The organism is Ensifer sp. 22460 (assembly GCF_052044935.1).
Taxonomy (GTDB): Bacteria; Pseudomonadota; Alphaproteobacteria; order Rhizobiales; family Rhizobiaceae; genus Ensifer.
Genome location: NZ_JBQENZ010000002.1, coordinates 2,501 through 17,652 on the forward strand (window position 1 = coordinate 2,501; position 15,152 = coordinate 17,652).

Consider the following 15,152-nt stretch of genomic DNA (forward strand, 5'->3'; position numbering starts at 1 on the left):
GCGTGGTTCCAATAAAGCGACCGTATCGAACACGTCGATGGCATCTCATAAGGATTGGGTTGTAAAAGGTAACCCTTTCTGCCGCGTCCCTTCGGGACGACGGCTAATGGATGAGCATTGGCAATGAGAACGATCAAGTGAAAGAAGGGCATTTGGTGGATGCCTTGGCATGCACAGGCGATGAAGGACGTGATACGCTGCGATAAGCCGTGGGGAGCTGCGAATGAGCTTTGATCCATGGATCTCCGAATGGGGGAACCCACCTTAAATGCTTGGAAAATTTAAGTCGTACGCAAGTACGGCTTAGGTTTCCAAGTATTGTTTAAAGGTATCTTACTCTGAATACATAGGGGTAAGAAGCGAACGCAGGGAACTGAAACATCTAAGTACCTGCAGGAAAGGACATCAACCGAGACTCCGCAAGTAGTGGCGAGCGAACGCGGACCAGGCCAGTGGCACTGAGGAATAAAGTGGAACGACATGGAAAGGTCGGCCGTAGAGGGTGATAGCCCCTTACACGTAGAACACTCAGTGTCCTTGAGTAAGGCGGGACACGTGAAATCCTGTCTGAACATGGGGAGACCACTCTCCAAGCCTAAGTACTCGTGCATGACCGATAGCGAACAAGTACCGTGAGGGAAAGGTGAAAAGCACCCCGACAAGGGGAGTGAAATAGAACCTGAAACCGGATGCCTACAAACAGTTGGAGCCCGCAAGGGTGACAGCGTACCTTTTGTATAATGGGTCAACGACTTAGTGTGACGAGCAAGCTTAAGCCGATAGGTGAAGGCGCAGCGAAAGCGAGTCTGAACAGGGCGTTCAGTTCGTCGCATTAGACCCGAAACCGAGTGATCTAGCCATGAGCAGGTTGAAGGTTGGGTAACACCAACTGGAGGACCGAACCCGCATCTGTTGCAATAGATTGGGATGACTTGTGGTTAGGGGTGAAAGGCCAATCAAACTCGGAAATAGCTGGTTCTCCGCGAAAACTATTTAGGTAGTGCGTCGACCGAATACCCTCGGGGGTAGAGCACTGGATGGGCTATGGGGACTCACCGTCTTACTGATCCTAACCAAACTCCGAATACCGAGGAGTACTAGTCGGCAGACACACGGCGGGTGCTAACGTCCGTCGTGAAAAGGGCAACAACCCTGACCTCCAGCTAAGGTCCCCAAGTCATGGCTAAGTGGGAAAGGATGTGAGGATCCCAAAACAACCAGGATGTTGGCTTAGAAGCAGCCATCATTTAAAGAAAGCGTAACAGCTCACTGGTCTAATTAAGGGTCTTTGCGCCGAAAATGTAACGGGGCTAAAGCCATGCACCGAAGCTGAGGATACGTCGCAAGACGTGTGGTAGCGGAGCGTTCCGTAAGCCTGTGAAGGGATACCCGTGAGGGGTCCTGGAGGTATCGGAAGTGCGAATGTTGACATGAGTAACGATAAAGAGGGTGAGAGACCCTCTCGCCGAAAGACCAAGGGTTCCTGCTTAAAGTTAATCTGAGCAGGGTTAGCCGGCCCCTAAGACGAGGCGGACACGCGTAGTCGATGGGAACCACGTTAATATTCGTGGGCCTGGTGGTAGTGACGGATCGCTTAACTTGTTTGGACTTATTGGATTGTCCAGGCGGGGACGCGGTTCCAGGAAATAGCTCCACCATTATAGACCGTACCCGAAACCGACACAGGTGGTCAGGTAGAGTATACCAAGGCGCTTGAGAGAACTATGCTGAAGGAACTCGGCAAATTGCACGCGTAACTTCGGAAGAAGCGTGACCCTTTTTGACGCAAGTCAGATGGGGTGGCACAGACCAGGGGGTAGCGACTGTTTATCAAAAACACAGGGCTCTGCGAAGTCGCAAGACGACGTATAGGGTCTGACGCCTGCCCGGTGCTGGAAGGTTAAGAGGAGGGGTGCAAGCTCTGAATCGAAGCCCCAGTAAACGGCGGCCGTAACTATAACGGTCCTAAGGTAGCGAAATTCCTTGTCGGGTAAGTTCCGACCTGCACGAATGGCGTAACGACTTCCCCGCTGTCTCCAGCATAGACTCAGTGAAATTGAATTCCCCGTGAAGATGCGGGGTTCCTGCGGTCAGACGGAAAGACCCCGTGCACCTTTACTATAGCTTTACACTGGCATTCGTGTCGGCATGTGTAGGATAGGTGGTAGGCTTTGAAGCAGGGACGCCAGTTCTTGTGGAGCCATCCTTGAAATACCACCCTTATCGTCATGGATGTCTAACCGCGGTCCGTCATCCGGATCCGGGACAGTGTATGGTGGGTAGTTTGACTGGGGCGGTCGCCTCCGAAAGAGTAACGGAGGCGCGCGATGGTGGGCTCAGACCGGTCGGAAATCGGTCGTCGAGTGCAATGGCATAAGCCCGCCTGACTGCGAGACTGACAAGTCGAGCAGAGACGAAAGTCGGTCATAGTGATCCGGTGGTCCCGCGTGGAAGGGCCATCGCTCAACGGATAAAAGGTACGCCGGGGATAACAGGCTGATGACCCCCAAGAGTCCATATCGACGGGGTTGTTTGGCACCTCGATGTCGGCTCATCGCATCCTGGGGCTGGAGCAGGTCCCAAGGGTTTGGCTGTTCGCCAATTAAAGCGGTACGTGAGCTGGGTTCAGAACGTCGTGAGACAGTTCGGTCCCTATCTGCCGTGGGTGTAGGAATATTGACAGGATCTGTCCCTAGTACGAGAGGACCGGGATGGACATATCTCTGGTGGACCTGTTGTCCTGCCAAGGGCATAGCAGGGTAGCTATATATGGAATGGATAACCGCTGAAGGCATCTAAGCGGGAAACCAACCTGAAAACGAGTATTCCCTTGAGAACCGTGGAAGACGACCACGTTGATAGGCTGGGTGTGGAAGTGCGGCAACGCATGAAGCTTACCAGTACTAATCGTTCGATTGGCTTGATCGTTCCCATTGCTTGTGCTCATCACGTTCGGACGAATGCTTTTGCATTCGCCTTGAGATGAGCGACGTGTTCAAAACAACTGAAGTGAAAACTTCAACCAGCTTCTCATTCGGTTTGCGCCAAGCTAGGCGCAAATCTTGCGCTTTGCCGACCTGGTGGTTCTGGCGGGGTGGCTGCACCCGTTCCCATTCCGAACACGGCCGTGAAACGCCCCAGCGCCGATGGTACTTCGTCTTAAGACGCGGGAGAGTAGGTCGCTGCCAGGTCTGCAAAGCGCAAGAGAAACAACCGCCGCTCCCCTTCGAGGCATCGCCGAGAAGGATAAGGTAGCGGCGGAAACAAACCGAAATCTTCTCGACACACACTTCGGCCCTGCCGAACACGGGCCGCCACCAAGCGGCCCTTTTGTTTTGCTAGGCTGAAAATAATCAGTGCGTCCCTTACGCGAGACAAATCCTACCGATTTGCTCGGCACAGACAAACAACGGGATTTTGCTTCGCAAAACTCGGACCGGATTAAACGGGATTTTGCCTTCGGCAAAACCCGGAAAGAGCGGATAAATCCCATAGGGATTTACCGCGATGACGGATAAACCGCTTAGCGGTTTACCTAGATGGCGCGGGGTGGAGCAGCCCGGTAGCTCGTCAGGCTCATAACCTGAAGGCCGCAGGTTCAAATCCTGCCCCCGCAACCAAATCAAAAAAAGCCCGCGCGGAGAAATCCGGCGGGCTTTTTGACGTTCTAGACACAGCCCTAGCCAATGCGTCGGTCCACCCTCCGGACCACGACGGAAGACGGCAAGGCAGACCAGCTTCTCAAAATTACCCGTCGAAATCCCAATCCTCCAAGGCCAGCCAAGTGCGGGTCGCCTCGATGATCTCGTTCGACAGGCGGATCGTCGGCAGTACATCAGCGCCCCCAACGACCGATCGGTCTCCCCTCCCGACGCAATCTTGGCGCGGTTGAGAACGGTGAGTAAACCTTTTGGTTGCTAAATTTCTTTGTTTGCCCTTTCAAATAACCCAAACCGGGCGCAGCCAGGCGGTCACGTCGCCCGAACAAAGCCACCTGAAACCAGCGTGATAGAGTTTGCATGAAACACATCACCATTCCGACCGACAGCTTCCTGGATGGCCGTCGATTTCCCGCAACGACCCTGCGCCTGGCTTTGATCTATGCAGCCGCCGAGTTGCTGATCAGTAGTCCGATCTGGCTCACAATCGGTGACAATCCCCTCAAGCCGTTCCTTGGCAAGCTTGTCCTTGAAGCGGTCTTTGTCGTTCTGGCCATTCTGTTTGCGCATCTGCTCAGCCGCATGAGAATGCAGCGCTATGCCACGCAAATTTTCGTGTGCCTGCTGCTTTCCCTGGTCAGCTCCCTCGGTATGTCGCTGCTGGACTACTACCTCTACACGCTGATCATGTCGCCCGTCGTCGTGCCGTTCAACATCATGGATTACGGCTATGCGGTCTGTTACCGCATGTCGATCTTCTTTGGCTGGTCGTTTCTCTTCGTGGCGTTACTCAATCACATGGACGTCCGCGATCGGGATCTGAAACTGATTGCCTCGCGCGAAGAGGCGCTGGCGGCGCAGATGCGTGCGTTGCAATATCAGATAAACCCGCATTTCCTCTTCAATACGCTCAACTCCATCACCGGCCTGGTGGAGGAGGGGGCATCGCAGCGGGCCGAGCGGATGATCATGTCGCTCTCGGGGTTTCTGCGGTCGACGCTGCAGCTCGATCCGATGCGCGAATTGCGGCTTGCGGACGAAATGGCTCTGCAGAAAGAGTATCTCGATATCGAGAAGGAGCGGTTTTCGGATCGAATGGTCGTCCGTATCGACATCCCTCCCGAACTCGAGGGTGCCATGGTTCCAAGTCTGATCCTGCAGCCGCTGGTCGAGAATGCGGTGAAGCACGGCGTCGGCCGCTCAATCGGCGAGGTCGAAATTCACATCCGGGCGGCCCGGGTCGGAGGGACGCTTAATCTGTCCGTCGAAAACGGCGTTGCCGCGTCCGCTTCCGGCAAGGCGGGCGAGGGCCTCGGTATTGGCCTTGCCAATGTCGCTCATCGGGTCAGGACGCATTTTCCGGAGGGTGCATCATTGACCGCCGGTCATGTCGGGCCGACGCGCTATCGCGTTTCGCTGCACATGCCGCTGAGATTTGCACAAGCTGACGCGTAGGTGGCCGAAACCGTCAGAGAACCTCGGCAACGATGTCGTCGATCCGTTCGCCCATTCAGGCCGGAGGGGAAATCCGGCCCGACAGGAGATCGTCAACTGAGATCGGCGCTCAATCGGGCACCACGTCCCATTTGTCATCGGGATCGAAACGATCGATGAAGGGCACGATCTGCTCGGTGCTCGGCCCGAGGTCCCGCTCGTAGACGATGCCCTGCTGGTTGACGACGAAGGTCTTGACGCCGGTCTCGGCATAACTGACTGGCCAGGCGATCAAGGCGAAACCGCCGATCATGTTGCCGTTGATGACATAGTCATATCGCCCGCCGGCAATGTTATCGCCTTGCGAGGTCACGATGCGGAAGCGGTAGCCGAAGTAGCCTTGGCCGGCCTTGGCCTTTTCCAAGGCTGCCTCGCTGATCGCGTCGCCGACCGGGCTTTCGCCATCGCCCTGATCGGCCGGCCAGTAGAGCCCGTCCGTCTGGCCAGGTGTACTGATCAGCTTCTGGGCATATTCGAGCACGCCATCGGCGTCGCGATCCTGCGAGGCGTATTCCTTCTGCGCATCGACATAGGCCTGTACCGTATCGATTGCCTCGAGCTCGTTCTCGCCGACGCGGCGATTGACGATCTCCTCAAGCCCGACATAGGTGTCGAAAGCCCATTTGCCGTCATCGCCCTTGGTGATCGGGAAGGGCAGGGGCCAGAGCCGATCGCCGAGCTGGATGATCTTGCGCCCTTCGAGATCGCGCACGACGACATTGCGGGCGGCACCTTCACGAATGAGCGCGAAGGTATCCATCGCCCCTTCACCGGCCTTCAGCTTCTCCGCATTGAGCCCCAGAAGCTTTGCCAGACCGTCGAAATCGTTGGCGGCGAGCTTCGCCTTGAAGTCGTCGACCGCCTTGGCGGGATCATCGAAGATCGGCGGATCCTCGTCGGCCGCATAGGCATCGAGGCCCGCGGCCATTTGATCCGTTGGCGCCTGTTCCGCCGGCGTCTGTGTCTGCGAGAAAGACGCGTTGAGTGGCACGGCGGCCAGCGTGAGGGCGATCGCCGTTCCGAGGAGAAACGGATGAAAGAGCTTTGCCATGGTCGTTCTCCTATGATCCGTTCAACGCCTGCGTCCGCCGCCGCCGCCTCGACCACCGCCGCCGCGGTGCATTGGCGGCCTGCCGCCGCCGCGGCTCATCTGTGGCCGCCCGCCGCCGCGGTGGCCACCGCCCATGCTCTGACCGCCGCGGCGTGACGAGTTGATTTCACGCCGCCCGGGATTGACGTTGCCGAGGCCCGACGGCCTGTTCGGTCGGTTCTGCGCCTTGGCGGCCATCTTCTTCTTGCCGCCCTGACGGTTCACTTGCGAAGGCTTGTTGCCGCCAGGGCGGTTGAGGCTCGGCTTGCCGTCGCCGGGCCGCGCTTTCGCAACCCCCTGCCCGCCACCACCGGGCCGCGCTGCCGGCCTCTGCTGGGCCTTCAGCCCATCGAGCGTGCTCTTGCGCACGTCCCGGATCTGACCGCCGCCACCACCGCCGGGCCGCGCGTTCGGCCGATCGCGGTTGATCTCGGCGGCGCGGTTGCGCAGGTTGTTGTTGCCGTTCGCCTTGATGTTGTTCTTGATGCTGTTTCGGTCGAAATGCTGAAGCTGGTCGCGGTCGAAGTTGATCTTGCTGCGATCGACATTCTTCCAGTCGATGTCGTTCCACTTCACCTTGCCGTTGATGTTGTTGAAGCAGTTGTTGCAGTCGATGTCCATGTCGCCGCCGTTCCAGCGGCCGCCCCAGACGCCCCAGTCGTCCCAGTCGACGATCGCCGCGAAGGCCGCCCCAGTCACCGCGCCGGCGAAGAAGGCCGCACCCGGATACCAATAGGCCGGATAGGGTTCTTCATAGTAGCCGATCGGCGCCGGTGCATAATTCGGCTCGTACAGCATCTCCGGCGGATACTGCGGCACGTAGATCGTTTCAGGGTTGGCTGCCTGGATGATGACGTTGTCGCCTTCCTGGACCACCTTCACCTTATCGTCGCTCTTGATGATGTTCTTGGCGACCGCCTCGTCACGCAATTGCTGTATCGCGATCAGCACGTCTTTCTGCTGATTGGCGATCGCGTCGCCGAAAGACTGCGTCCACTCGAGGTCTTCGCTCATCATCTTAACGATCTGGGGGTAGTTGAGCAGCGAAATGACGCTACCGTCCCAATCGTCCTTTGGTTTCATGTCCGGCTTCTTCTGGCGAGCCTCCAGGAACCGTTCCGCCTCGACGATCTGCAGCGGATAGAGCGCGGCAGCGGAAATAAGCGCCACCAATTCGTCCGGATAGAGCGCGATGCGTGCGACCAGAACTTCGAGCTCGTCGTCGCTGAGGGGTTCCGGCGCCGTCTGCTGCTCAGCGGCTGGCGCACTCGCCGTCTGCTGGGCCATGACGGCCGTGATGGGCGTTGAAACCAGTATCGTCACTGCGCTGCCGAGCGCGATGATCGTTTTCCGGATCATCTATCCAGCCTCCCTTTGTTGGCTGAGGCGCGCGGGCGCTTGGACAAGCGCGCGTGACAGCCCCCCTGTCGACGCTTCTGCTGCAACCAGTGCTTGATGCGGTCGCAGCTTATATTTCTACTGCCGTCTGTCACAGGTATCTCTAGAGGAGGGTAGCCGATGGGGAAGGCCGAATGACGTATGCTACTGTATGTTACTGCCTATCGGCCATCGCCGGGGTACGATCCGCATGACTGTTGCACGGGGGGAGGTATGCTGGCTGCTGCGGGTCGCGGGAGGGCGGGTCCCAGGCATATGGATTTGGCGATAGGCGGGGCCGTCGAGAAGCTCAGCGGTGCATTGATTTGCCACATCAAGGGGTGAGGGGCGAGAATGGTTGATGATCCTTCCCGAACGGGCGCGGTTCGCGATGGGCCAACCGGTCCCCCGTCCTTCGAGGCGAAGATCACCGATATCGCCAGGATCGGCATCGTCGGGCTTTTTGCCTATTGGTCCCTGACCCTGATTGCGCCATTCGCCATCATTCTCATCTGGGCGGCCATCCTTGCCGTGGCGCTCTACCCGGCCTATGCCCGACTTGGCCGCCTTCTCGGCTCGCGGCGATTGGCTTCATTTCTCATCACGCTGACCTGTCTGGCCGTCATCGTCGCCCCGTTGACCGCGATTGCGGTCAGCTTTGCCGAAGGGCTCCAGGCGCTGCTCGCAAAACTTGCCGACGGTTCGCTCAGAGTGCCGGTACCACCGGAATATGTTCGCGAGTGGCCGATCGTCGGTGAACGGGTTCATGCCGCCTGGAGCATGGCATCGGATAATTTCGAAGCTCTCCTGAGCAAGCTCGAACCTTCGCTGGTGCAGGCGGGCAGCAAGGCGCTCGGCAAAATTGCGAGCATCGGCGCCGAGGTGCTGAGCTTCGTGGTGTCCGTCTTGGTGGCCGGCTTTCTTTTCGGCTCCGGCGAACGGCTGGCGGAGATGGCGCAACGTTTCTCCGGCAGGATCGGTGGTGACAGGGGCATCGGCTTCCTGCGTCTGGCGGCAGCGACGATCCGCAACGTGGCACGCGGGGTCATCGGCGTCGCGTTGCTGCAGGCCTTTCTCTGTGCCTTGGTGCTCGGCCTGTTCCATGTTCCGGCGCCGGGTGCGATCGCATTCGTCGTGCTTGTTCTCTGCATCATCCAGATCGGGCCCGCGCTGGTCCTGCTTCCGGTGATCATCTGGGCCTGGGTGACGATGGATTTCGGTCCAGCGCTGCTTATGACCATTCTGCTGGTCCCGCTCTTCGTCATCGACAATGTGATGAAGCCGATCCTGGTGGCTCGCGGACTTTCGACGCCGACGCTGGTCATCCTGCTCGGGGTGCTCGGCGGCACGCTTTCCTACGGGCTGATCGGCCTCTTCCTGGGCCCCATCGTCCTCAGTGTGGTCCACGATCTGCTGATGGTCTGGATGCAGGGGGGCACCGTACGCGAAAAACCCCAATCCGACGCATCGCAATCGCCGCGGCCGGTTTGAGCCGCGCCTTGGTCAGTGGATCGAACTGTCTGTGCGTGCCTGTTCGAATTCGGTTTCGGGAATCGGCACGCCCGCCTTGCGCAAGCCATCAACAAGCTGTTGCCGATCCTGCGGACGGCGCAGCCTCAGAGCGACCTCCTGTGGGATACCTTCAAGCAGGCCTGGCAGGTTGGTTTCGATCCACTTCCTTTCTTCCTGCGCCTGTGCATCTTTGCCAAGCTTGCCCAGCGTGGCCAGAAGCATGACGCGGGAGAACGGATGGGTGCGAAGATCGGCCATGCGCGCCCATCGCTCGGCGGTGACATAGTCGCCCCCGAAGTAGGAGCAGACCGAAAGCGCTCCTTCGAAATAGCGGGCGGGACCAAAGTTGCGGGCGACGCTTTCCGACAGCAGCTTGCAGCCGGAATCCCATTGGCCTGAAAGCGCCAGCCGGAACCCGTATTCGCCGGCGAGCTCGGCGTCGTTGGGATTGATCGCAAGTGCGCGCGCGCCGACGGCCAGGGCAGCATCGACATCGCCGCGGAAGAACAGGGCAAGCATTCGCGCCTCAAGGGCGCGCACGTCCTGGGGATCCAGTTCCACAGCACGGGCTGCAGCTTCGGTTGCCCGCTCCAGCGTTACCGAGGAGGAGCGATCGAGACGATCCTGGAAGGCGTCGATATAGGACATCGACAGCAAGGCCCAGGCCGTCGCGTAGGTTGGCACCTGTCGCGTCGCCTGTTGCAGACATTCCTGCACCCCGGCTTGGCCTTGCGCACCGACGTCGCCGCGATGGCCGTAATAGCTCAAGGTGCAGGCATAAGCTTGCCAGTCATCGGGAACCGACTGTTTGAACGCCGTGGCGTTTGCCTGGAAAATGGCACCATAGGGCTGTGCCACGGCGCCAGCCACAGCGGCGGCCGCCTTCACCTGCAGGTCGATAGTCTTGCCGGTTTCCAGACGCTCGTCGTAGGCATTCGTCCATACCACCGATCCATCGGACCGCTGGATGAGTCTCGCCACGAGCCGCAGTCTTTCGCCGTCGAACCGGACCCGACCCTCCAGGGCAAAGACCGGACCACCCTGCGGCGAGGCATCGGGCCCTTCACGGGTGGTGACGGTGATCTCCTTGAACTTGGCGATGTTGCCGACGACCTCGTCAGTGAGCCCGCGGGCCATCATCGCCGATTGGGAGGTTCCTGACAGGTCTTCAAATGGTGTGACGACGAGCTTCGGGATCGTCGGCTGCAGGCGAACGATCGATTTGTCATCCTCGTGAAGGAGGAGCGCCCCGGCTGCCAGGCCGCCACCGACGCAGACCATGGCTGCCGCCGTGAGCCAGGCTCCTCGCCGGGTGCGTAGCGTGGCTGGTTTTTGTGCGGCACTTTCCTTGGCTTCCGTGTGCGACGGGAGCCACGCATCGATGCGCCGTTCGAAAGTTGGCACGTAAGCGCCCTTGGGGATGCTGATGACGATCGGATCGGTTCGCCCGGCAACGAGGTAGTAGCGTTCGAGCGCCCGGCGAATGCGGCCGGCTTCGATCCGCACCGCCGGATCCGTCTGCGGGTCGAAAGAGGAATCCCGGCCGAAGACCTCGGTTGCAATCGAATAGGCCTTTATGCGATCTCCTCGGCCCGCAATCGTTTCCTCGATGACATAGGTCAGGAATTTGCGATCACGCTCCGGCGCATCGAACTCGGCGCTGCGGCGAATTCGATCGAGTTGTGCCAGAATTTCCGCGTCGGTGGGTGGGGCAACTGCCGACTTGACCCGGCTGTCCTGCCGACTTTCCATGGTCATGCACGCTCCCATGGTCACAATGTGAGATTGTATCCGGCGGCACTGTAAGCTCCGGTATACTACGTCTCCACCCGGTCGAAGCGCAACATGTATTCGCGGGCTATGTTAAGGTTGTGTTTTGGCTGAAGCCGGCTCCGAAGTGCGCACTATGCGCTTCCGGATCGAGCGTGGGCCCGGCTAGGATCGGGCGCCGTTTCGCAGCGGCATGCGCGGCTTGTCCGGTGGCGTACGGAAAGTCTCTGCCGGCGCAGGGCGGCCGACGTGGAAGCCCTGGACCTGGTCGATCCGGAAGCGCCGCATCAGCGCCAGTTGCTCGTCGGTCTCTACGCCTTCGATCAGGATCTTGTGGCCGCGGTTTCGCACCAGCCCGATGATGTCCTGCAGCATGGCGCGCCCCTTGGGGGTATTGCAATCGTGCAGGAACGACCGGTCGATCTTTACGGTATCGAATTCGATCAGGCGCAGCCAGGAGAGGCCGGCAAAGCCCGTGCCGAAGTCATCCAGCCATATCCTGATGCCCAGCGTTTCGAGGTCGCTGATGCAGCGCAGGATGCCCGAATGCATCTCCATTTCGAGCCCTTCGGTGATCTCGAAGGCAAGACGGCTGCCGGCCACGCCGGTCTCTCCGAGGATCGCGGCGACCGAGGTTGCAAAGCCCGGAGTCTTCAGCTGGATCGGTGAGACGTTGACGCTGACGAGCGGGATATGGTTGTCGACGAGAAGTTCGCGGCAGACGGTCTTGATCGCCCAGCGACCGAGGTCGAGAATTGCGCCGGTTCGCTCGGCAACCGGAATGAAAAGGCTCGGCGGAACCGACGTGCCGTCCAGCATCGTCAGCCGCATCAGGGCCTCGACGGCCTCGACCTCACCGGTCATCACGTTCCTGATCGGCTGGTAGACGAGCGATACCAGGTTCTGATCGACCGCGATCTTCAGAAGCGCGGCAATGTTCTCGCTTTCGTCGCTGCTTTGCGGGTCGTTCGGGTCGAACAGCTTCGCGCAGTTTCGGCCGCTCGCCTTGGCGGCATAGAGCGCACGGTCGGCTTCGTGGATGATCTTCTCGAGCTTGGCGCCGGTCTGATTGCGCGTGAAGGCGGCACCGACGCTGACGGTGACGATGGAGACGCCATCGCGGCGCTGCTCATGCACTAGCCGCATGTTCTCGACGGTACGGCAGATCACCTCGGCCAGCTCGGCTGCCTGCTCCAGAGTGTCCAGGCGGGCAAGAACGATGAACTCCTCGCCGCCATAGCGACCGATGGAACCGTTATAGTCCTTGATCGCCTCGCCGAGCGCATTGGCCACCAGAACGAGGCAGCGGTCGCCCTCCTGATGGCCGTAGCAGTCATTGTATTTCTTGAAGAAATCAACGTCGATCAGCATAGCGGCAAAGCTTTTTCCGAGCTTCTGCCAATCGTTCCAATAGTCGCGCAGCTGCTGGTCGATGGCGCGGCGGTTGTCCAGACCGGTCAGGGGATCGGTGTTGGATAGCCGCAGCAGCGCCATTCCTCGTTCCGAGGCTTCGTTCTGCTGGATCTTCGCCTCGAAGGCGTTGAGGAACACCTTGTAGCGCTCGCGGTTGAGCTTCCAGTTTACATAGGAGGTGAAGATGAAGCAGGAGACGTAAAAGGTCCCGAAGGCGATCAGATAGGCAGGATCTTGCTCGGAGAAGAACGAGAGAGCGATGAAGAACGTCGTCAACACGATCCCGGAGGCGACGACCGAGAGGCGGAAGCGGAAACTGAAGAAGAGATTGGCGCCCATCATGAAGATCGCGCCGAAGATCATGTAGTAGGACATGCTGCCGACGTCGGCCGTCATCATCGCAGGCACGAGCCAGCCGATGTAGCCGAAGACCAGTGCAGCGGCGCAGGTGCCGTCGAGCCACTTGGTTCGGGCCTTGATGCGATACAGGATCTCGAAGGTCAAAAGCGCGCCGATGCCGACGACGAGGCGCGCGAGGATCGTATTGAAGGCGACATCAGGGACCAGCAGAATGTCGATCGCGAAAAACGACAGATAGACGGCAACCGCGACCCAGAGGCCCTGCCTCGTCGCCGCACGCCGGCCAGCCTCGCCCTCCATTCGATAGAGTGTCTGAAGCTCAGCCAAATGCGGCCTGTGCGGCTGCTTATGTAGGTCGATGTCAACTACGTCGGCCAACGTGTGCTTCATGCACTGATCCATCGCGCTGCGTCACGGTCAACGGAAATCTGTCGTCGCTTTTCCATCAATGGACGTTGTTTCGGACACTCCATGCTTGCCCCCCACTTTACGCCTGCAACAGGGACGAGTGGTGCGGGTGGGATGATAGGAGGTGTCCATTAAGTTTTGTTAAATTAAAGGGCCGGAACGCCTAGGATTAGGCGTAACCCAAAGGGAGGAAGCACGAGAATTTACCTTATTATATACAAAAACTTGCAAACCGAGCCGTAATGCGCGCATCTTCGCGACCATTGTTAACAAAGCATTAACGGATGGTCTCGCGTGCGCCAATTTCAGACGGTTTTCGATGGTCAAAGCCTGATTACTCCCAAGGCGATGGCTGATGAGTTCGTTTCGCCCAGGGGCGAGCGGCACGACGAACAGCTCACGGTCGGCAGGGCCGAGCTCGCAGTGATTCTCAGGATTGCCCAGGAGCAGTTCCTGCAGGGAACGGACCCGGCGAAGATTATCGACCGGCTTGCAGCCGCTCTCCATGAAACCAGGGCCAAGTTCCACCCGAACGTCTGGCAGGAACTGATACCGATCGCCCAGGCACACCCGGTGTCGGAATATTTCCTCCAGGACCCGTTCACCCGATGGTCCTCCGAAAAGCCCAGGGGCTACTCGGGCGACGCGCAGTTGCTTGACTTCATCTATGGTCATGCAAGCGTTGCCAAGGAGATCGAGCGGGCATCGCCTATCGGGCGAGCGCTGTATGACTACACCAAGGACGCGTCCTCCTCGGTTGCGGTGCGCGAGCGTCGCGACCTCCTGACCCGTCACGTCGACGAGATCGCGGCCAGCCGCGGTTCGCAGGCGGAAATTCTGACGATTGCAGCCGGCCACTTGCGCGAGGCCAATCGCTCGGTGGCGCTTGAGGAGCGTCGGATCAAGCGCTGGGTGGCGCTCGACCAGGACCCGCTCAGCGTCGGTTCGATCAGCCGCGACTTCGCCGGAACCTGCATCGAAGGCGTTGATGGCTCCGTCCGCAGCCTGCTTGGCCGCGATCAGAAGCTCGGCAAGTTCGACTTCATCTATGCTGCCGGCCTCTATGACTATCTTGCCGACAAGGTGGCCATCAAGCTGACCCACCGCTGCCTGCAGATGCTGAAGCCGAATGGTGTCTTCCTGTTTGCCAACTTCGCCCAGGATATCGGCGTTGACGGTTACATGGAGACCTTCATGAACTGGGCACTGCTGCTGCGTTCGGAGGCGGACATGTGGAACATCATCCACAAGAGCGCGGGCAAAGCTGCCGTCGATGCGCGCGTCCAGTTCGGTGCCAACCGGAACATCGTCTACGGCATCATCCAGAAGCATTCCTGATATTGCTTCCGTCTTGAGGGAACCTCCGGCGAAAGCTGGTGGGCCTGAAATCAACGACCGCGGCGAGAGAATGCTCACTGCGGTCATTCCGTTCGAAGGCGTCAGCCCTGCGGGCGCAGAAACCGGGTCAGGAGAAGCCGCAGCATCGTGCCTTCGTGCTTCGGCTTGAAGCCGGGGTCGATAGCGACCCGGCTGAAGATGCCGTCGATGATTGCGGCAATCCATCGGGCAGCACCGTCCGCATCCACAGTCCGATCGATCTGATTTAGGCTAGCCGCACCCCGAAGCAGCGCTGCAAGGGCTCCCTGAAGCTCTGCGTCATTGGCGGCGGCGAGCGTACCGATCCGTTCGTCACGCATCGCTTCAGCGGCGATTTCGAGCGCGAGGCTCGAATAGGTCGGGTCGCCCGCAAGCTCGAGAACGGTGTCCATGAAACCGAGCAGAGCAGCAAAGAGGTCTTCGGCTTCACCCAATTTGCGGAAGATCTCCGCCGTTTCTTGACGTTCCTCCTCCACGATCGCCGCGATAATGGTGTGCTTGGTCGGAAAATAATGGAAGAGATTGCCCGGGCTCATGCCTGCCTCGGCACAGATTTCGGCAGTCGACGTGCCGTGGAAGCCCTTGCGCGCAAAACAGGTGATTGCCGCATCGAGGATCAGTCGACGTTTGGCGGCGTGTTTCTCGGGGTCGACCTTGCGCATCGCCAATTCTCCTTGCAGGGCAATCTCATT

8 protein-coding genes, 1 tRNA gene and 2 rRNA genes are annotated in these 15,152 nt (G+C 59.3%); 6 read left to right on the forward strand and 5 right to left on the reverse strand.

Annotated features, from left to right (window positions below):
* Nucleotides 1-131: 131 nt before the first annotated feature.
* From ACTJKM_RS02315 to ACTJKM_RS02330, 4 genes are all read left to right on the forward strand, one after another.
* Nucleotides 132-2,928, forward strand: a 23S ribosomal RNA gene (locus ACTJKM_RS02315).
* Between the two features lie 148 nt (nucleotides 2,929-3,076).
* A 5S ribosomal RNA gene (gene rrf, locus ACTJKM_RS02320) occupies nucleotides 3,077-3,191 on the forward strand.
* A gap of 352 nt (nucleotides 3,192-3,543) precedes the next feature.
* A tRNA-Met gene (locus tag ACTJKM_RS02325) sits at nucleotides 3,544-3,620 on the forward strand.
* Between the two features lie 399 nt (nucleotides 3,621-4,019).
* Entirely contained in the window at nucleotides 4,020-5,114 is a 1,095-nt protein-coding gene (locus tag ACTJKM_RS02330) for a sensor histidine kinase (RefSeq protein WP_440659899.1), read from the forward strand.
* 109 nt (nucleotides 5,115-5,223) lie between these two features.
* Here ACTJKM_RS02330 and ACTJKM_RS02335 read toward each other — a convergent pair whose 3' ends face one another.
* Both ACTJKM_RS02335 and ACTJKM_RS02340 read right to left on the reverse strand, forming a co-directional pair.
* Entirely contained in the window at nucleotides 5,224-6,204 is a 981-nt protein-coding gene (locus ACTJKM_RS02335; protein WP_058326898.1) for a DUF2950 domain-containing protein, read from the reverse strand.
* Between the two features lie 21 nt (nucleotides 6,205-6,225).
* The gene (locus ACTJKM_RS02340; protein WP_058326897.1) at nucleotides 6,226-7,602 is read right to left on the reverse strand and encodes a DUF3300 domain-containing protein; all 1,377 of its coding nucleotides are present in this window, start codon (nucleotides 7,600-7,602) and stop codon (nucleotides 6,226-6,228) included.
* Between the two features lie 372 nt (nucleotides 7,603-7,974).
* Between ACTJKM_RS02340 and ACTJKM_RS02345 the strand changes: the two genes are divergently transcribed.
* A complete protein-coding gene (locus tag ACTJKM_RS02345) occupies nucleotides 7,975-9,111 on the forward strand; it encodes an AI-2E family transporter (RefSeq protein WP_057254489.1) in 1,137 nt (378 codons plus the stop codon).
* Between the two features lie 12 nt (nucleotides 9,112-9,123).
* On the opposite strand, the gene ACTJKM_RS02350 is transcribed toward ACTJKM_RS02345, so the two are convergent.
* Entirely contained in the window at nucleotides 9,124-10,890 is a 1,767-nt protein-coding gene (locus ACTJKM_RS02350; RefSeq protein ID WP_058326895.1) for a hypothetical protein, read from the reverse strand.
* Between the two features lie 177 nt (nucleotides 10,891-11,067).
* A complete protein-coding gene (locus ACTJKM_RS02355; RefSeq protein ID WP_057254493.1) occupies nucleotides 11,068-13,065 on the reverse strand; it encodes a putative bifunctional diguanylate cyclase/phosphodiesterase in 1,998 nt (665 codons plus the stop codon).
* A 312-nt stretch (nucleotides 13,066-13,377) separates the two neighbouring features.
* Here ACTJKM_RS02355 and ACTJKM_RS02360 point away from each other — a divergent pair, with 312 nt between their 5' ends.
* A complete protein-coding gene (locus ACTJKM_RS02360) occupies nucleotides 13,378-14,421 on the forward strand; it encodes a class I SAM-dependent methyltransferase (protein ID WP_440659900.1) in 1,044 nt (347 codons plus the stop codon).
* A gap of 101 nt (nucleotides 14,422-14,522) precedes the next feature.
* Here ACTJKM_RS02360 and ACTJKM_RS02365 read toward each other — a convergent pair whose 3' ends face one another.
* The gene (locus tag ACTJKM_RS02365) at nucleotides 14,523-15,122 is read right to left on the reverse strand and encodes a TetR/AcrR family transcriptional regulator (protein WP_057254495.1); all 600 of its coding nucleotides are present in this window, start codon (nucleotides 15,120-15,122) and stop codon (nucleotides 14,523-14,525) included.
* Between the last annotated feature and the right edge of the window lie 30 nt (nucleotides 15,123-15,152).

Coding starts and splice junctions, on each gene's coding strand:
- ACTJKM_RS02330 (WP_440659899.1), top strand. CDS start 4,020: ATGAAACACATCACCATTCCGACCGACAGCTTCCTGGATGGCCGTCGA.
- ACTJKM_RS02335 (WP_058326898.1), bottom strand. CDS start 6,204: ATGGCAAAGCTCTTTCATCCGTTTCTCCTCGGAACGGCGATCGCCCTC.
- ACTJKM_RS02340 (WP_058326897.1), bottom strand. CDS start 7,602: ATGATCCGGAAAACGATCATCGCGCTCGGCAGCGCAGTGACGATACTG.
- ACTJKM_RS02345 (WP_057254489.1), top strand. CDS start 7,975: ATGGTTGATGATCCTTCCCGAACGGGCGCGGTTCGCGATGGGCCAACC.
- ACTJKM_RS02350 (WP_058326895.1), bottom strand. CDS start 10,890: ATGACCATGGAAAGTCGGCAGGACAGCCGGGTCAAGTCGGCAGTTGCC.
- ACTJKM_RS02355 (WP_057254493.1), bottom strand. CDS start 13,065: ATGAAGCACACGTTGGCCGACGTAGTTGACATCGACCTACATAAGCAG.
- ACTJKM_RS02365 (WP_057254495.1), bottom strand. CDS start 15,122: ATGCGCAAGGTCGACCCCGAGAAACACGCCGCCAAACGTCGACTGATC.